Annotated in this window: 16 protein-coding genes; 2 read left to right on the top strand and 14 right to left on the bottom strand. The window is 50.2% G+C overall.

Annotation, left to right across the window (positions count from 1 at the left end; translation table 11 throughout):
* Position 1 precedes the first annotated feature (1 nt).
* Positions 2-1,015, top strand: a complete 1,014-nt coding sequence (locus tag B5D63_RS02730; RefSeq protein WP_159455869.1) for a type II toxin-antitoxin system antitoxin SocA domain-containing protein — start codon at positions 2-4, stop codon at positions 1,013-1,015.
* Here B5D63_RS02730 and B5D63_RS02725 read toward each other — a convergent pair.
* Positions 998-2,038, bottom strand: a complete 1,041-nt coding sequence (locus B5D63_RS02725) for an alpha/beta hydrolase (RefSeq protein WP_200816898.1) — start codon at positions 2,036-2,038, stop codon at positions 998-1,000. The genes B5D63_RS02730 and B5D63_RS02725 overlap by 18 nt on opposite strands.
* A 96-nt stretch (positions 2,039-2,134) precedes the next feature.
* Between B5D63_RS02725 and B5D63_RS02720 the strand changes: the two genes are divergently transcribed.
* Positions 2,135-2,506, top strand: coding sequence for a winged helix-turn-helix transcriptional regulator (locus B5D63_RS02720; RefSeq protein ID WP_078667230.1), 372 nt, complete (start codon positions 2,135-2,137; stop codon positions 2,504-2,506).
* Positions 2,507-2,525: 19 nt separating this feature from the next.
* Here the strand turns inward: B5D63_RS02720 and B5D63_RS02715 are convergent, their stop codons facing one another.
* The 13 genes from B5D63_RS02715 to B5D63_RS02655 form a co-directional block, all read right to left on the bottom strand.
* Positions 2,526-3,818, bottom strand: coding sequence for a flexirubin biosynthesis putative acyl-CoA ligase FlxY (locus B5D63_RS02715; RefSeq protein ID WP_078667229.1), 1,293 nt, complete (start codon positions 3,816-3,818; stop codon positions 2,526-2,528).
* Positions 3,819-3,830: 12 nt separating this feature from the next.
* Positions 3,831-4,205 carry a holo-ACP synthase gene (gene acpS, locus B5D63_RS02710; protein ID WP_078667228.1) on the bottom strand — a complete coding sequence of 125 codons (375 nt, stop codon included), beginning with the start codon at positions 4,203-4,205 and terminating at the stop codon, positions 3,831-3,833.
* Positions 4,202-5,890 carry a C45 family autoproteolytic acyltransferase/hydrolase gene (locus B5D63_RS02705; protein ID WP_235021444.1) on the bottom strand — a complete coding sequence of 563 codons (1,689 nt, stop codon included), beginning with the start codon at positions 5,888-5,890 and terminating at the stop codon, positions 4,202-4,204. Before B5D63_RS02705 ends, acpS begins: the two co-directional genes overlap by 4 nt.
* A 2-nt stretch (positions 5,891-5,892) precedes the next feature.
* Complete coding sequence (locus B5D63_RS02700) at positions 5,893-7,410, bottom strand: phytoene desaturase family protein (RefSeq protein ID WP_078667226.1); 1,518 nt, start codon at positions 7,408-7,410, stop codon at positions 5,893-5,895.
* Entirely contained in the window at positions 7,397-11,272 is a 3,876-nt protein-coding gene (locus tag B5D63_RS02695; RefSeq protein ID WP_078667225.1) for a trifunctional MMPL family transporter/lysophospholipid acyltransferase/class I SAM-dependent methyltransferase, read from the bottom strand. The genes B5D63_RS02700 and B5D63_RS02695 overlap by 14 nt, the downstream gene beginning before the upstream one ends.
* A 76-nt stretch (positions 11,273-11,348) precedes the next feature.
* Positions 11,349-12,533 (bottom strand): DUF2062 domain-containing protein, encoded by a 1,185-nt coding sequence (locus B5D63_RS02690; protein WP_078667224.1) that lies wholly within the window; start codon positions 12,531-12,533, stop codon positions 11,349-11,351.
* The gene (locus tag B5D63_RS02685; RefSeq protein ID WP_078667223.1) at positions 12,534-12,896 is read right to left on the bottom strand and encodes an ApeI family dehydratase; all 363 of its coding nucleotides are present in this window, start codon (positions 12,894-12,896) and stop codon (positions 12,534-12,536) included.
* 67 nt (positions 12,897-12,963) lie between these two features.
* Complete coding sequence (locus tag B5D63_RS02680) at positions 12,964-13,602, bottom strand: flexirubin biosynthesis protein LolB2 (RefSeq protein WP_235021443.1); 639 nt, start codon at positions 13,600-13,602, stop codon at positions 12,964-12,966.
* Positions 13,565-14,197, bottom strand: coding sequence for a flexirubin biosynthesis/transport protein LolA2 (locus tag B5D63_RS02675; protein WP_078667221.1), 633 nt, complete (start codon positions 14,195-14,197; stop codon positions 13,565-13,567). Before B5D63_RS02675 ends, B5D63_RS02680 begins: the two co-directional genes overlap by 38 nt.
* Positions 14,190-14,972 carry a polysaccharide deacetylase family protein gene (locus B5D63_RS02670; protein WP_078667220.1) on the bottom strand — a complete coding sequence of 261 codons (783 nt, stop codon included), beginning with the start codon at positions 14,970-14,972 and terminating at the stop codon, positions 14,190-14,192. The genes B5D63_RS02675 and B5D63_RS02670 overlap by 8 nt, the downstream gene beginning before the upstream one ends.
* The gene (locus tag B5D63_RS02665) at positions 14,962-16,032 is read right to left on the bottom strand and encodes a beta-ketoacyl synthase chain length factor (protein WP_143312745.1); all 1,071 of its coding nucleotides are present in this window, start codon (positions 16,030-16,032) and stop codon (positions 14,962-14,964) included. The genes B5D63_RS02670 and B5D63_RS02665 overlap by 11 nt, the downstream gene beginning before the upstream one ends.
* A 15-nt stretch (positions 16,033-16,047) precedes the next feature.
* Positions 16,048-17,241, bottom strand: coding sequence for a beta-ketoacyl-[acyl-carrier-protein] synthase family protein (locus B5D63_RS02660; protein ID WP_078667219.1), 1,194 nt, complete (start codon positions 17,239-17,241; stop codon positions 16,048-16,050).
* The gene (locus B5D63_RS02655) at positions 17,238-17,501 is read right to left on the bottom strand and encodes a phosphopantetheine-binding protein (RefSeq protein ID WP_078667218.1); all 264 of its coding nucleotides are present in this window, start codon (positions 17,499-17,501) and stop codon (positions 17,238-17,240) included. Before B5D63_RS02655 ends, B5D63_RS02660 begins: the two co-directional genes overlap by 4 nt.
* Positions 17,502-17,522: the final 21 nt, after the last annotated feature.

The following is a 17,522-nucleotide window of genomic DNA, read 5'->3' as shown; positions in this document are numbered from 1 at the left end:
TATGGAAAGTCCGTTTACAGGCGGTAAAGCACGGCTGGAAAAAGAATCTATGACAATGGAATATCGAAAGGAATCCTTCGATATCACCTACCACTATTATGTTTGCGAAGATACAGGAGAGCAGTTCACAAATGATGAAATTGATACCCTGAATCAAAACCAGGTCCTCAACAGGTATCGCGCAAAATACGGTATACCTAATCCCGAAGAAATAAAACTATTAAAATCCAAATACGGGTTAAGTTCCGCCAAGATGAGCATTATACTTGGTTTAGGAGCTAACGGGTATCGTAATTTTGAGAATGGAGAAATGCCCAGCGCCTCTATTGGTAAATATCTCCGACTCGCTGAAGATCCTCATGAGTTTCTGAAGTTGATCAATTTAAGTAAGGATCAATTCAGTCAACAAGAGTACGAAGACATCTTGAAGAAAGCACAGTCTCTAGTTCAACGTTACGAGCATGAACATTTTGTCAGAGAACTGGAACTCGACGTTTTCCCCAGTAAACTACCTAATATCAATAATGGATTCAGAGTCCCCAGTCTCCCCAGAGTCGGATATATGATCCAATATCTGGTAAAAGAACTCAATCCCTTTACCACGCTGCTTAACAAACTCTTATTCTATGCGGATTTTGACCATTTTAAACATCAGGGCTCTGGTATTAGTGGAATAATATATAAAGCATACAAATGGGGACCAGTCCCAACAAATTATGGAGGCCTCTATAACATAGTGTGTAACAACCAGTATGTGGAGGTTGATGAAGTCGCGTTCCCTGAATATGCCGGCAACAGATTTTGTTATAAGAAAGATATTGATATGAATGAGTTCCGTAGGTACATCAGTGAAACAGAACAAAAAACACTGGATAAAGTTATTTCTAACTTTAAATCTTTTTCAACAGCTGAAATTGTTGAGAAAAGCCATGAAGAAGCAGCCTGGCTTAAAAACCAGGATACTTCTTCTGAAATAAGCTACGAATATAGCTTTGATTTAAAGAATATTGATTGAGCTATTCCACCACACTTTCTCCATCTTATCAATCATAAACCGGTAAAACTCTTCTCTCAGCGGCGATGAGAACAAATCAAAAATATGGACCGCGCCGGGGATCACCCACAGCTCTGTTTTCACACCCGCCTTGTACAACTGCTGTGCGTAGGCGATATCCTCGTCTCTGAGCGGGTCCAGCTCGCATGCCACGATAGTGGCCGGTGGCAGCTGCCGGAACTTATCAAAGTTGGTCAGGTCTGCAAACCGGATGGACTGACCCATTTTTTCTTTTCCGAGGAAATGAAGCCAGGCTGCGGAAGCAGCAGTTTTGCTCCAAAGCGGTGCATCCACGAATTCATTCATCGATGGTGTATTCAGTTGGTTGTGGATAACAGGGTATAGCAGAAACTGATGCCTGATATTTTTCACTTGGTGGTCCGCCGCCATTTGTGCTACAGCTGCTGCCAGGTGTCCGCCGGCGCTGGCGCCGAAAACGACAATGTTGTCCGGGTTAATGTTTAGGGCAGTCTTACCGTTGCTGACGGTCCATTGTAAAGCGTCATACCCGTCCAGTACCGGGATGGGAAATTTGTACTGCGGTGATAACCGGTAGTCAACGGAGATGATGGTGGCTTTCAGATCAGCGGCGATCTTAAACATCTGTTCATCGACCTGCTCTGGCATACCAAAAACATACCCACCACCATGGAAGTATACGATCACATGATCTGCGTCGAAGTTCTTCGCCTGGTAGACGTGCAGCCTGATCTTATAGTTATCCCGCGAGCTGTTGACAAACACATCACTTACCTGGATATTTTCCGGCCGGGGCGCCGGGTTATTCCTCGTGAAAGCGGCCCTTTCCTGCTGAATAATTTCCGGGTGATGCAGGAAGGTTTCGTTATCTATCTCCAGGGAGGCGGTGCTATCCATGCCTGCCTTCAATCTTTTATCCATTCTGTCCGTGTTCATCATATGTTGTGCTTCTAAATGCAGACTGCCCAAAGAGAGCAGCAACAGGGTTATTGTCTTGTTCATCATCACAAAGTGCTTGCGCTTTTTTTTGTAAATTTAGGAGGAAATGCAAGCCCCGTTCAAGCGGGCAACCGATTGTATTCAACGAACAAAAATGTAAGTATGAGTAAGATCAAGGATACATCCGTGAATTTTGAAAACAAGAAAAACCTGGAAGAAACCTGTGCGGAGATTTATGCGGTAAACCTGATCAGTGGGCAATGGATATTGTCGATCTGTTATTATCTGAAACAGGGAAAATTAAGGTTCACAGAACTCAAAAATAAGATCCCAAATATCACTGAGAGAATGCTGACACTACAGCTGAAGAAAATGGAAGAAGACAAGCTGGTGTCCAGGACGGCCTACGCGGAGGTGCCGCTAAGGGTGGAATATGAACTAACACCTATCGGGAAGGGGTTGTTACCTATCCTGGCGCAGCTGGAGCAGTGGGGCAAATTACATAAAAGTATGAGCGAAGGGTCTGCCACCTGACCCTTCGCCTGCATTATCGTTAGCTTCTGTTGTCCAGGAATTTCACCGGCTTCCGGCTATTCTCCGGAAACTGCATCCGCATAATATCTTGCTGGCCGCAATATTTCACTTGTGGTATCACACGCAGTTTAGCCTGCAGGTAGGATTTGATCTTACGGTCCATCTCTTCTGATTCTTCGGTAGGCCATACATGCAGCACTATCTCGTCGGTACCTAGTTCGTTGGCGTATACTTCCACCACAAACTCCCTCACTTCTTCCATATCGTTGAGCAGGTCAAAGAGGGCGGGCGGGTACAGGGTGGTGCCTTTGTATTTGATCATCTGTTTTTTCCGGCCGATGACGGGAGACAGGCGCAGCGTATGCCTTCCACAGCTGCATATTTCCTCATGGTACTGGCAGATATCGCCGGTTTTATAGCGCAGCAGCGGCATGCCTTCCACGCCCAGCGTGGTGATGGTTACCTCTCCTTCCTGCTCCGGAGCCACTGGCTGGTTGTTTTCGTCCAGCAGTTCCACGTAGAGCAATTCGGGATGATGGTGACCGCCTTTGCCGGCTTTGCATTCCGTAAATGCTGTCTGCATTTCGGTGGAAGCGTAGGTGGAATACAGCTGAATGTTCCACTGTTCGGTTATTTTTTTGCCCAGCACGTTCAGCGAGAAATCGGTATTGCGGATATTTTCACCGATGCACACAGCTTTGCGGACGGATGTTTCGTTGATGTTGATATGATGTTCTTTCGCGTAGGCGATCAGCTTTACAATGAAAGAAGGTACACCGACGATCGTCGTTGGTTTGATACGTTGGATATTCTCCCACTGCATGCTGGGCACGCCGGGGCCTACACGCAACACGCCGGCGCCCAGTTTACGGATACCGTTGTAATACGCCATACCGGCCATAAACTGACGGTCCAGCGTCAGCATCAGCTGAAAGATATCGCTGTCGGTACCGTCGGCACAACAGAAAGAAATGTATTCGTTATAACTGAGACGCTGAAGGTCTTTTTCTGTCAGCGCAATAATCACCGGACGGCCTAAAGTACCGGAGGTGGTGGTATATTCTGCGATATGACTTTTATCTACGCAAAGAAATTCCCAATTATGCTCCTGCAGGTCCTGCTTGGTCACCGGAGGGATCTGGCTGAAGTCTTCCAGCGAGCGGACTTTCTCCGGATGTATGTCGTGTTGTTTGAACCACGACCTGTAAAAGGGAGAGAACTCACGCAGATAACCGAGCAGCCGCATGACTTCTTTCTCCTGGAATGCCCTGATGGCGGCCTTCGACTGTAGTTCTATATCGGGAATGTACATATGTTACGATATTCAGCTTTCAAGAATTACCATGGCCACTGCTGCATTTTTTTCATGCGACAATGACACCCATATTTTTTTTACGCCCAGCGAGGTATACCGGGGATTGTCTGTCAGCAGGAACAGTTCCGGTTTTCCGGCGGCATCGTTGCGTATCTCTATTTCGTTGAAGTTCACGCCGCCATTACCCCACCCCGTGCCCAGCGCCTTCAGAAAGGCTTCTTTGGCGGCAAAGCGCGCGGCATAACTCTCCTGCGGCGCTGCCTGCTGCTCGCAGTAGGCAATCTCCTCCGGGGTAAACACGAGATCCCGGAAACCGTTGCCTTTAGCCAGTCTCGCCGCAATACGTGCCACATCAGTGATATCTGTACCTATACCGACAATCATTTTCCGGACAGTTTAGCATTACATTTTTCCAGTTGCCGGCGGATATGCCGCTCCTCTCCTTTGGTGGCTATCACCTTGGTGAGCGCCGTTTCATAGTATTGTTTTGCTGCTGCAAAGTTACCCTTTTTGAAATCGTAATCGCCTGCCAGCACATACGTGTGGTAATACTCCGGGTTAGAAGCTACCAGCGCTTTGGTATCAATATCGCCACCATCCATCAGCTGCGCCTTCAACCGGCGATACACCCGGAACGCGGTGTATTCGTTGGTCTGCAGGAAACTATCGGCAGGTACGTTCTGCACGCTGTCATACACTTCATGATCACTATCGAGGCCACGCATGCTGAAGATCTTATTCAGATCGTAGGCTACAAACTGCCCCAGCTGCCACGGCGCAGCAGATACCCATACCATTTTCTTCTTCGGCTCAAACACGATGCCATGGTGCGCAATGAACTGATTGATGGCTTTCTCATTACCCAGACCGATATCAGCGCCATGCAGCCCTTTGCGGTCGCGCAGGATGCTGATGGTCTTCTGTACGGTATTGGGACCGTTCGCTTTCAGCAGTTCGTTGAGGCGCTCGTAACGGTAGGCAGAAGCACTCTCTTTGATCTGCAACTTATTGGACTCCAGGCTACCCAGCGAGTCGCCCTGGAAGTGGTTGGTGCAGGTGATAAAGTTCTTTTTAGGATCGTAGAGGTCCATGCCTTCCGGTGTCTTTTCAATCACGACCGCCTTATTATCTTCCGCTGAACCGATCAAAAAAGACTCAGACACGAACATCTTCCTTTTCTGCGCAATAGCCCATGCTTCCCGGATATTGCGGGCATATTGCAGTATCTCTCTCGCCACCAGCGAAACAGGCGTAGCGGCTCCGGTAGGTACGTTGGTTTTGGCGGCATTGATGGTAACGGTCAGCCCTTTATCATTCATACCGGATACTACCCCCGTGAAACCGCCCCAGGTAACGAACATAAAGTTGTGCCCTTTGTCGGGGTGATAAAACACCACCATTTTATCTTCGGCGAACTTATCTCCCATGTAGAAGTCGAAATTGCGGCCAATGATCAGATTACTGTCGGCAGAGTTGTCATTCCAGGTGCCGAAAGACGTACAGCCCACCAGCATCATGCCTTGCAGGGCATGGCCAATATCATGCGCCCCGTGGTAGTTCATCAGCCTTTCGTAGTTGCTGCCTACCCAGTCGTAACCGCTGGCAGCCGAGAAGGACTCACCATAGATCTCTTCTTTAAACTCCTCGTCCACATGATCACTCAGGTGCCTGTTGAACCAACCGGTAAAATACCGCAGAAAACGAAGGTAGAAGGGAGAAGGGATCATCTTTTTGATCTGCTCCACAAAAACATCTTCCTGGTGACGGATCAGCTCACCCGACAACTTGCCATTGATCACCCCTCTTTCAAAGGGCGCTCCTTCCACATACATTTCATACAGCCCGCTGTTGCTTTTGCGGAACCAGTTGTTGCCAATAGTCCAGGAAGTGCTGTCCAGCGCTTTGCGCTGTAGCTGTAGCGCCGATTTATCAGCGATCTCCGGCGGCGTCATACGGCTAACTGACACCAGGTATATAGCCAGCGCGACAAACAACAACAGGAGGGCGCCCACTGTAAACAACAGCACCCGTCCCAGCCTTCGCCATCCACTTCTTTTTTTCTTTTCCACTTTTATTTAAGTATTGACTGATTAATTTCTTCTACCAGGAATTCCATCCCCAGCAGCTCCGCCGAGGTGATCACACTGCTGATAGTGACCCCCAGAATTCCATGCAAGTTCAGGTTTTGCCCGGTAAGATACAAATTAGACAACCGGGTGCGGGCCGAAACCATGGTCCGCAGCGGGTCTGTACTGTCTTTCATGATACCGTACATGCTGCCGTCGCCGGTACCGATATAATCCCGGTAGGAAAGCGGCGTAGCAACGTAATACGACTGCACACAGTTGCGGAAACCAGGGAATTTCCGCTCCACGGCGTCGATGAGCTGTTCGGCTTTGTGTACCTTGAACGCCTCATAGTCAGCCCCGCGGCTGGCCTCCTGGCTTTCTGTATTAAAGGTGTGCTGCCAGGGCGCCACCTCATCGTAACGCATATACGTCATCACAGAAAGGCTGTCTGCATAGGTTTCATGCCGGGAGCTGGCAGACACATAAATAGCATAGGTCTGCGGCCACTGGTCCGGCGTATAGTCTATCCCTGCCCAGGCATCGTCCGTGGCGTGATGATAGTAGTTATGATTGATATAAGGAAAGGTCCCCGGCTTCAGTACCACGTTCAATACGAAGCCGCCGACAGAGTTCTCCAGGTTCTGCATACGCGTACGGTAGGCCCCGCGGATAACATCGCTTTCCGTGATCGCCGTGGTTTGCGCCGGATGCAGGTTGGATATATAATGATCAGCCTTCACTTTTGCCCCGGTCTCCAATACCAGGTGATCTACCCGGTCGCCCTGCCCCACGATCTTCTTTACTGCTGTATTGCGGACCACCTCCCCTCCGTTCTCCTTGATGCGCCGGCATAACAGGCGGGCAATCTGTGACCCTCCATCCACACATTTCCAGGAACTCTGTATGTAGCTGTTTAACACCAACGCATGTACGTAGAATGGCGTTTTCTCCTTCACGCCGGCATATAACAGGTTATTACCGGCCAGCACCTGCTGCAAACGCGGGTTACGGGTAAAACTTTCGATAACATTGGCCGCATTCAAGGTCAATACGCTACGCTTCTCCTCATAGTCGCCGAGCCGCAGGTTGTACAGCGGAAACTTGCCGCATACTTCACTGATTTTATCGCAATAGGCATGCAAAGCATCTGTTTCTTCCGGAAAATCGGCAGCCAGTGTACGGATAAAACGGTCCCGGCCCTCCGCGATACGATATATTTTGTCTTCTGTACCAAAATTAATGTGATCGAAGCCTTCAGGGTCCATCCGTTTCAGCTTCAGCTTGTCCATAATGCCCAGATAGGAAAATACCTTGTTCAGGTTCTCCCCTTCTCCCAGCCCGCCGATATAATGCACGCCGGAATCAAAGATGACCTTATCACGGGAAAAAGTCTGGAGGCAACCGCCAGGTTGGCGGTTCTTTTCGTATATGCGTACTTTATAACCATTCCGGCTGAGGATGGCTCCACATACCAGTCCGCCGAGGCCACTGCCGATAATGATCACATCATAGTTCTGCATAATTTTTTTGGGGTGATTTTTTGATAACAAATATTACGTTGGATGTATAACGGGTGTTGTCAATTTCTTCTGCTACAGCGCCATATTTGCCTACCAGGCCGCGCACGTGCGCAGCCGAAAAGAACGATAGTTCCCTGTTCTTCGTTTTATTAAATCCTATAACCCGGGTTGATAAAAATTCAGTGAATCTTGTGCCCTCATGACGTTTGGCTTTGTCAGCATCGCCGTCTCTCACCACTATTACGCCATCAGGAGTAAGCCGCTCAATGCACTGCTGCAGCAGCTGTTCCTGTTCATCCGGCTGCAGGTAATGCAGCACATCACTCAAAATGAAAGCATCGTATTTTTCGAATGGCGTATCGGCGATATCACCATGGATAAATTGCAGGTTCTTCGGCTTAGCGTAACAATTTGCTGCGGTAGCGATTTTCTCTTCATCATAGTCGATACCGGTAATATCGCGGCCGGGAGACACATAGGCCAGCATATAGCTCATAAAGCCATATCCACAGCCGATGTCAAGGATACGACCCTCCTGCGGCAACAGGCGGTTAAACAGCTCATAGTTACGCTCCAGGCTGGTCTTTACCTTCATGTACCATTCCAGCACCGGCCCTTTATAGATGAAATTGTATTTTAACTGCTCGCGGAAATAAGAAGGTACTTCTATCTCCTGCCGTAAATTTTCGTATTCCTGCTTAAAATAACGGCTGATGGATTTCGTACGGGCGCTGTAGTGATCGCCCCAGCTTTTATCGTCCTGCGTAATACGCGGCAGGTATTTCACGGTTACATGCCCGTCTTTCAGGAGAAAATCGCCTTTAGACATCGTATAGGCGGTACCGTGGATAACCATTGGCAGAATGTCCAGCCCCAGCTGTTCGGCAATATAGAAAGCTCCTTTGTGGAAACGTTTAATCACCGGGTCAGGGGAACGGGTACCTTCCGGATATACCACAATGGAATATCCTTCTTCCACGCGCGCCCTCAGTTTATCGATAGCTCCTTCCGCTCCGTCAGCCACCGGGTAATAGTCCGCCAGCCGTACCACAGCACCGAATACCGGTGAACGCCACACCCATTGGTTGGTAAGCAGGATCACCTTCGGATGCAGCATGGTAGACACCAGAATATCGAGGAAAGACTGATGGTTGCTAATGATCACCGCCGGCTGCTGCAACTGCTCATTCGCCGGATTGATGATCCGCTTTTTCACGTTAGTCATGATATACAGCACGCTGTGCGTATAGGCCGACAAAATACGGTGATACAACAGCTTCCCCTTTTCTTTATTGAACGGATTAATACGGATCAGGATATTACCCAGCAGCGTCATGATCAGACAGCCGGTGGTAAAGTACATGAAGGAAAATACGGACAACACCCAGCCTTTGAAGGTCCAGGGTGCATATCCTTTTTTCACACGGTTGGTGATCAGCCAGTTGAACAATACCGGTATCATCACCTGCGAAATCAACACTACCGTACCAATACCAATGATGGAGATCAGCGCAATAGACTTCAGCGACGGGTGCTGTGCGAAAATCAGTACCCCCAGTCCCAGGATGGTGGTAATGGCCGATAGAAAAATAGACGATTTGAAAGATGACAGCGTCTTCTTGCCGGTCTTGTATTCCTGCAACAGCCCGTCCATCATAAATATGCTGTAGTCATCTCCCAAACCGAAGATAAAAGTGGAAAGGATGATGTTAACAATATTAAACTTGATACCCAACAGTCCCATGATGCCCAATATCCACACCCAGCTGATAGCCATCGGGATAAAAGTGATCAGGGCCAGTTCTATACGGCCGTAAGACAATAGCAGCGCCAGAAACACCAGCATGGAAGTCATCCAGGCAATGCTGTTGAATTCTTCCTTTATCACTTCCACCAGGCGGTTAGCGGCATACTGTTTATCCAGCACGGTCGTGTGTGCGTGCCGATCGAGGGCGGCGTATACTTCGTTCTTACGGGCAGGGTCCACTTTCAGCAACGTCACAATGCCGGTACGCCCATTTTTCTCAATGATAAAATCGCCCAGGGTGCCTTTGCGGAAGGTATCTACATCGGCCTTCGCCATCGGCTGGTAGGAAGTACTCAGCAATGCGGCGAACTTATCGAAAGCAGTAGCGCTGAAACCCACCTCAGCACCATGTGTACGGAGCCAGGAGAGCAACTGCGACTGCTTTTCAGGTGTCCAGTAACGTTTCCAGCGATCGATGCGCGCTTGCTGTTCTTTCTCCGACAGCAGCAACGTTTGTACGCCGGCGTATTTTTTCACCACGCCTTCGGCCTGCAACCTGTTAATAGCAGGCGTCAGCTGTTCCGTATTTTGCAGGGCGGCCTCCAGGTTGTCACCTTCAGACACCACATATACCGATTGCGCGGTATAAGCATTGATGGCGTTCAGCTGCGCTTCTGCAGCTTTCAGTTCCCGCGACATGAAGTTCATGCGCATCATGTCGCTTTCGAAAGAGACTTTGCGGGCTGTAAAGAAAAACACGATAGTCAGCAGGAAGATAGCGCCTACCAGATATTTATTACGCTCCGGCCGGAGGGCGGAGAAGCGGTCCAGCCAATTGTCGTGATGCGCCGCAGGTTTGCTGTCGCGTTTGCCCAGCACAATCCAGTGCGGTAAAAAGATAAGGGAAAACAAGGCGGCGCCTACAAGGCTGAGCGCGGCAAACAGCCCTACATCGCGCAGCATGGGCGAATGCACAAACTGCAAACACAGGAAACCACCAATGGTGGTAAAGCTGCCCAGTGTCATGGGTGTGGCCAGGTCCGCAATCACTTCCCGGATATCGTCGGTATGACGGTAGTGGTTGAACACATGCAGGGAATAATTCACCGCGATGCCCAGCACCACGGCGCCGGCGCCCAATGCCATCACGGAAATATGCCCTTTGATCAGGTAGATACAGGCCAGTGAAAAGAGGCCTCCGAAGATCACCGGCAGCATTACCAGTACCGGCGCACGTTTCTTCCGGAAAAACAGGGCTATCAGCGCTACCAGCAGCACTACGGTGATACCCTGCGTGAGCAGCGTATCCTGCCGCAGCTGTGTGGCGTTGCCGGCGGAAACAGCCGTACCGCCGAAATAACTGACGTCGACATCCGGATATTGACGGGACAGGCTGTCTTTGATAAGATCCAGCCCTGCCAGGAAGCTGGAATTGATTTTCGTAGCACCGGGAGGGTTAGCCGGGGTGATAAACAGCATCAGGTGACGGTGATCTTTCGTCATCACATAGTTGTCGTACAGCTCAAAATGATCATCGTACTGAAGGTGTTGCAGTTTTTTGATGCCTATCCAGGAAATGCCTACCGGGTCTGCCTGTATCACCCGCTTCAGCACCAGGCCGGCAGGAGAAATCAGCGTATTGTAATCATATTGCAGGGAACGTTGTAACTGCTCCGGCGCCAGCAGGCTGTCAATTTTCGTATAGTCGTCCGCTTCCAGGAATATGGGCAGGTTTTGCTGGATGAGGTCCATCATCCCCATCACCTGAGCGTCTTCTGTCTGTCCCTGTATCTGCCGGATGTAGGGCGACAGCTGGTTACCGGCAGAAGCCACCAGAGAGGCGGCACAGGCGGTAAGACTGTCCGGCACGGGCGCTTTGGTGGTATCTTTCTGTGACAGCGTCACCACCAGTTTATCCGCAAATTTGGAATCCTGGAAAACCTGCTGCAGCTTGTCCAGCTTCCGGTCCTGTGGCAGTATTTTGGTAATATCTTCTTCCAGCCTGATACGCGACGCTAAAAAGCCGACCACTACGAAGCTGACGATGGTGCAACACCACAACGCCAGTTTGTGCCGGTCAAAAAAATTATAAATCGCTACGAAAAGACTGCTCATATGTGACTTGGTTACGAATTACGGATCACAGATTACAAATGGGGGAAGCCAGCAGTAATCAATAGTCCGTAAGTAGTTATTTGTTTTTTCTGAATATGGCCAATAATATATAACTGATCGCCCAGGCTGCCAGTCCGCCGGCTATGGCCAGTGTAATAGCGCCGAAAACATATTGCAGCAGGTTGTCTCTTACTGCCGTTACGGTGATCTGTTTATCGAACAAGAGGTCTTTGGCTGATCTTCCCATCCATACTTTCCCTGCCAGGAAACTAAAAAAGATCACGAAGGGTGTTAAAGGCGGTGTGCTTACATGGGCTGCCAGAAACACCAGCGCCTTATTGAGCTTTAGTTTAACGGATAACAGGAAAGCCACCAGCAGCTGGAATCCCCATATGGGCACAATGCCCATGAATACGCCTAAACCAATGGCAGCCGCTTTGCGCGCATTGGATTCGTCAGACTTTAATATCTCCTCCTTCCAGAACTTTTTCCAGTTCTCTTTTTTCAGCATCCACAGAAAAAGATCGCGTGGCTTGATGTAGAGGAAGGTAATGAGCACCAGTACGGTATTTAATACGCTGATACGCGAAAAGTCCCGGAACGGACGGAAGTGGGATATCCTTTCTTCTGCAGGCGGATAATACACTTTTACCGGTGTCCAGTCTATTTTTACGCCTTTCCAGGCGCTGCGTACCAGCACTTCTATTTCAAATTCATATTTGCTGCACCACCAGCGGGTACGGCCCATGCGGCGCAACGGGTACAACCGGTAGCCCGATTGGGTGTCCGGCCCTTTCAGTCCTGTTTCCACATAAAACCAGAAGTTGGAAAACTTGTTGGCAAAAGTATTTTTGCCGGGCATGTTTTCTTCGTTCAGGTTACGGGCGCCTATCACCAGCGTATCCGGGTGGGTGCTGATCTTTTCCAGCATTCCGGGCAGATCGGAAGCAAAATGCTGTCCGTCCGCATCCATGGTGATCACATAGTCATATCCCTGCGCCAGCGCATATTCGAAACCGCGGCGGAGGGCGATGCCTTTACCACGGTTAGGGTTATACGATACTTTATGAAGGGCCGGGTATTTTTCGAGAATAGCGCTGGTATGGTCTGTGGCGCCGTCATTCACAACAATCACATGTGAAGTATAGGACAATACGCCCCTGACTACCTCTTCCAGCGTAGTGGCGTTGTTGTAGGTAGGTATGAGCACGGCAGCGCGGTGACGCTCAAAATGTTCGTTATGTGTACTGTTGACTGTCACTTATTTAAATACTCCCTGAAATTTCATAAATGTGGTGGCTTCCTTTTTCAGGGTGGCATTCACTTTCCATCCTCCGTTCTCTTCCGCTTTATACGTCAGGGTTACATCCACCTGCGGCTGTTGCACCGGATCTATCATATTCAGGAACTTCATCAGGCCGGCTTTTTGCAGCAATACTTTCTGTTGTACTGCATCCTGCAGTGTTTCCGTGATGATCTGCATCATACATACGCCGGGCACTACCGGCTGTTCCGGAAAGTGACCGCCGAAAATAGGATGCGCCGCATTCAGTTCCAGTGTGAGGTTTACCTGGCCTTCTTCATTTGCGATGGTGGTTATGTTATAAAAGTTTCCTTTCAGCATTTTTATGTTTTGATATGTTGATATTGTTGTTTCTGAGCAAGATCCATCCGGTCCTTCAGCTTCCTGTTTACTTCTTCACCGTTTTCTGCAGTGAGATATTGAACCGGAAGTTCTGATGTTCGATACGGACTGTATCCGGCGTTCCCTGTGTATAATGCTCCATCCACACTTTCACCACCGGTTTACGCTTAGACGACTTCTCGATACGTACCAATTGTGTACAGGCGGTATCCGTGATATAGTAGTTGTTGCCTTTGGCTGTGGGCACTACGACATAACGGTACCGGCTATCCGTAGCTATATGTGCCTGACGCAGGTCCGGCTGCAGCAGCACCAGTTCAAAATCCTGTCGTAATGTTGTCACGACCGCCTTTTTATCCATTTTGGGCAACAGGTAATGTTTCGTAAAATTTCCCTGTTTATCAAATTCAAAATCAAAAAATTTGAATCCCATCTCGTTGGCAAACACTACCCGGAGGCTGCTGTCAGGCATCTGCTTAAAAAACAGCAACCCGCTCAGGTGATGCTTCAGTATATTCACCTGTGTACTGTACAAGGTAGCATCGAAAGCAGGACTGAACTGCCGTATGCAGTCCACCTTTCCTTCCGTACGCTGCAATCCCTTATATACGGAAGTGCAGCTGGTCAGCAACACGCATAACAGTATGCTATTTAACCATAAATACCGCATCCGGAATATTCGCATTCACTTGTTTATGTAAAAAGCTGATGTTGGTATCATCACCGGAGGGCTCCGCCATTGTGATGCCCGCTACGGTAAAATCTTTTTTATCCACCAGCAGGGTGATCATCTTAAAGTAACCCGCCATGGCTTTGTTGACAGGCACCATCTCCAGGCGGTAATGCTGCGCATTTTCAAACGCTTTGGTGATAAAGTCTGTATTGTCCAGCACAGTGCCGCGCACACAGTCGACCGTGATTTTATTGATCTGTTCAAACAGCTTATTGTTTTTACCGGACACTTTGCTTTCCTTCTGGGCGTCTTTGATGCGGATATCTTTTCCGTTCATGACCAGCAGATAATAGGAAGGCTGCTGGTATTCCATGCGGACTTTATTTTCCCGCTTGAACCAGAACTTCCCTTTCGATACAATTTTATCGGAGAGCATGCTCAGGTTCTTTTCCTGCACAAAATCGCACTGAATGCTCTGTGTCTGCTGCGCGGCTTTCGCAAACTCCTTTTTCACGGCCGACAGGTCTGCCACCGGTTTAAAGCCGGACTGCGCCTGCAACTGCAGCGACAACAGGGAAATCAGGCATATCATCATCCATTTACACATAAGCTGGCACTTTTAACATTTTATCCATCCTTTCCAACCGGTAGCCTTCCGCTTTGATGGCGCTGATCAACCGGGGCAGGATACTGGCGGTGATGCTGCAGGTGTCATGTAACAGGATCACCGCACCGGGATGCAGTTCTGACATGATTTTCTGCAGTAATTTATTTTCATCTGTGGCCATGGTGTCCATGGAGCGGATACTCCAGCCCACCGGCACGTAGTTGTTTCTTTTGATGGCCCTTGCCAGGTTGGGGTTGGTGACCCCGTATGGCGGGCGGAACAGGCGCGGCTGCAACCCGGTGGCGTTGATGGTAACGGTGTCCATCTTTTCCATATCCTTACCCATAGAGCTGCTGGTATGCATATCGAACCAGAAATCATGCGAATAGGTATGATTACCGATCATATGTCCTTCTGCGTGTATCCGTTGCAGTAAGTGAGCGTTGCCTTCTATGTTTTTCCCGATGCAGAAGAACGCGGCTTTCACCTGGTGCGCATCCAGGATATCGAGGATCAGGGGCGTGTGTGTTGCCTCGGGCCCATCGTCGAAGGAGAGCGCCACCACGTTTTCGGTGGTAGGTGCTGCGCAGACGGTTTTGATGAAGAAGCCGGAGCGGATGTTCATGGCGCCTCTGATGTAGAAAGGCAGCAGTAACAATGGCGGTACTACCAGCCACCAGAGTGACAGAGACGGGTACAAGCCGGACAACCTGATGCCCAGCAGTACGGCGATGCCCGCAATGATGATGATATTTGCTGTCCGGCTATTCAACATGAGAGAGCAAAACGAGGGAATGATGCGTACCCTGGTGATGGTTATACAATAATATTTTTTTGATGCGGCGGGGCGCCTGGCCATAGAACATGGCTGCTTCGGGCACTGCCTGGTCAGCCAGGATGCCGTTGGCCAGCCACATGCCAAAACCAACTGCTGTCGGGTATTCTCCGCAGAGATGTTTGAAGCTGGCCTCCGGATGTTCGGGGAAGAGTGCTTCCACTACTTCTTCATAAATTTCATCCTGCCCGATGTCACCGTTTCTGCCGGTGACCAGCAGATCAATATCGTTGGGGGTGTAGTTGTTGTCTTCGAGGAACTTCATGATGTGGCCGATCACCTCTCCTTCCCACATCGGTTTATAGAGGGTGCTGATACCGGTGAGTTCCGCAGCAGTATTGGTTCCCGGCTGCACGCCCAGGGTGAAGAAAGCGGCGCCTTCGCCGGCGATCGTGCCGCAGGTGGGGCTGTTCAGCAGCTCCATGGTTTTCACCGGTTCTTTTTTATACAGTCCGAAGCGGGACAGTATCTGGTAGCTGTGCGGTGTCAGTTCATCCAGTCCGCCCACCAGTATCTGTTGCGCGCTGCCTTCACGGAGCATCATGATGGTGTCCAGCAAAGCGTTTTCGAAAGAGAATCCGCGGTGCACGAATGTGTTGTTATAGGCGTTGCAGCCCAGCAGCAGCGCTATCTGTCCGCCTACCGTATTATGCGTGCTCTGGATAAAAGCGGTCGGCGTCAGCATTTCTTCCTGTTGATTCACCATTTTGGTGAGGAATACGCCGGTATCGTCGAGGCAGCCGTAGGCAGTGCCTGTTACGATGGCGTCCGGCATAGCGATCCCGGCGGCCTGCAGGCTGAGGTTGGCCGCGCCGACGCCCATTTTTACCACACGGCTCATGCGGCGGATCTGTTTTACGTCGATCCACTGTTTGTAGTCCGGGTCCACCGTTGCCAGCTTTACCTGCTCATATTCGCGCAGATTGGCCAGCATGGGCCCTCCTGCCGCAGTTTCCTGCGGAGAAATACAACCGGCGCCGTTTATATAGATGCTCAACATAATTTCATTTAATCACTAAAAGCTGGAAAAAACCAGACTGGAACAGTTACCGCCAAAACCAAAGGAGTTGGACATCACATGGCGGAGGTCATTCCCTTCGGACCAGGTGGTGGCCGGGGCAAACGGCAGTTCCTTCATCTGGTGCTCAAAACGTGCATTGGGATAGATGATCCCTTCTTTCACGGCTACGGCCGACAATACCGCTTCAATACCACCGCTGGCGCCCAGGGTATGCCCAGTGAACGATTTGGTGGAGCTCATGGCCGGGAAATGCGGCGCAAAGATGCGGTTGATAGCGATGCCTTCCGACACATCGTTGTTACCGGTACCGGTGCCATGCAGGTTAATGTACCCGATCTGCTGCGGTTGCAGTCCGCTCATGTCCAGTGCGCCTTTCATCGCCAGGTAGTTGCCGGTGCCGTCGGGCGAGGAGGCCGTCTGGTGATAGGCATCGTTGGCGTTGGCGAAGCCGCTGAGGCGGCACCAGGGCTGCAGCTGAGCGGCCAGGCTGTCGGACACCAGCACCACGTAACCGGCGCCTTCACCCAGATTAAGCCCGGTGCGGGTTTCATCGAAGGGGCGGCAAGGCTGCTGGTCGAGGATCATGAGGGTGTTGAAACCGTTGAGCGTAAAGCGGGTCAGTGCGTCTGTACCACCAGCGATCACCACGTCCACGATATTGTTGCGTATCAGGCGATAGCCATACATCAGCGCGTTAGCGCCGGATGAACAGGCCGTGCTGATGGTAGACACATGGTGACGGATGCCCATGGCATCGGCCACTATTTCGGTGATGCTGCCGCATTCGTGGTGCATCACCTGCTGCAGGCGTCCTTTGCGGTTGTCTGCCAGGTACTCCGCGAAAAAGTCTTCCGTTTTGTCCATGCCCCCTACCGTATTACCGGACACCAATCCGACGCGGTAGCGGGAGATATCGCCCAAACCGGACGATTGCCACGCTTCCCTGGCAGCGATCAGGCTGAGCAGGGCCGTGCGGCTGATATTTTCAGGCAGCCCGGCCATATCGGCCAGCATGTCGTTATCAGCTTTCACTTCCGCTACGGGGAAAGTGTTACGATGCATGGATGACAGGTATTTCATGGCGCCCATGCCCGGTCGCATCTCACGGAAAGCCTGCAGGCTCTCCCGTAAGTTCATGCCTATGCCGCTGATGACGCCGCCACCCGCTATCCACACCTTTTCACTCATGCTTTGGCTGTTTGTTGAGCGACAATAAATTCCGCCATGGAACGGATGGAGTAAAAAATCTCCGGTCCCTGCTCAGGGTTGGCGATACGGATATTATAATGCTGTTGCAGCAATACGATCAGTTCCAGCGCATCGATAGAATCGAGACCCAGCCCTTCTTTAAACAGCGGTTCATCGTTGCCGATGCTTTCCGGTGTTACTTCCTGCAAATTCAATTGTTCGATGATCTGTTTTTTCAGATCTGCCATCAACTGTTCCATGTAGCGAGTGTGTTATTTTTT

The sequence above is a fragment of the Chitinophaga eiseniae genome, from assembly GCF_900167135.1.
Classification (GTDB): Bacteria; Bacteroidota; Bacteroidia; order Chitinophagales; family Chitinophagaceae; genus Chitinophaga; species Chitinophaga eiseniae.
This window is presented reverse-complemented; position numbering and strand designations above follow the sequence as displayed.

What these genes read in the sequence shown, in the direction of transcription:
- B5D63_RS02730 (WP_159455869.1), top strand. Translation starts at nt 2, where the DNA reads ATGGAAAGTCCGTTTACAGGCGGTAAAGCACGGCTGGAAAAAGAATCT.
- B5D63_RS02725 (WP_200816898.1), bottom strand. Translation starts at nt 2,038, where the DNA reads ATGATGAACAAGACAATAACCCTGTTGCTGCTCTCTTTGGGCAGTCTG.
- B5D63_RS02720 (WP_078667230.1), top strand. Translation starts at nt 2,135, where the DNA reads ATGAGTAAGATCAAGGATACATCCGTGAATTTTGAAAACAAGAAAAAC.
- B5D63_RS02715 (WP_078667229.1), bottom strand. Translation starts at nt 3,818, where the DNA reads ATGTACATTCCCGATATAGAACTACAGTCGAAGGCCGCCATCAGGGCA.
- acpS (WP_078667228.1), bottom strand. Translation starts at nt 4,205, where the DNA reads ATGATTGTCGGTATAGGTACAGATATCACTGATGTGGCACGTATTGCG.
- B5D63_RS02700 (WP_078667226.1), bottom strand. Translation starts at nt 7,410, where the DNA reads ATGCAGAACTATGATGTGATCATTATCGGCAGTGGCCTCGGCGGACTG.
- B5D63_RS02695 (WP_078667225.1), bottom strand. Translation starts at nt 11,272, where the DNA reads ATGAGCAGTCTTTTCGTAGCGATTTATAATTTTTTTGACCGGCACAAA.
- B5D63_RS02685 (WP_078667223.1), bottom strand. Translation starts at nt 12,896, where the DNA reads ATGCTGAAAGGAAACTTTTATAACATAACCACCATCGCAAATGAAGAA.
- B5D63_RS02680 (WP_235021443.1), bottom strand. Translation starts at nt 13,602, where the DNA reads ATGCGAATATTCCGGATGCGGTATTTATGGTTAAATAGCATACTGTTA.
- B5D63_RS02675 (WP_078667221.1), bottom strand. Translation starts at nt 14,197, where the DNA reads ATGTGTAAATGGATGATGATATGCCTGATTTCCCTGTTGTCGCTGCAG.
- B5D63_RS02670 (WP_078667220.1), bottom strand. Translation starts at nt 14,972, where the DNA reads ATGTTGAATAGCCGGACAGCAAATATCATCATCATTGCGGGCATCGCC.
- B5D63_RS02665 (WP_143312745.1), bottom strand. Translation starts at nt 16,032, where the DNA reads ATGTTGAGCATCTATATAAACGGCGCCGGTTGTATTTCTCCGCAGGAA.
- B5D63_RS02660 (WP_078667219.1), bottom strand. Translation starts at nt 17,241, where the DNA reads ATGAGTGAAAAGGTGTGGATAGCGGGTGGCGGCGTCATCAGCGGCATA.
- B5D63_RS02655 (WP_078667218.1), bottom strand. Translation starts at nt 17,501, where the DNA reads ATGGAACAGTTGATGGCAGATCTGAAAAAACAGATCATCGAACAATTG.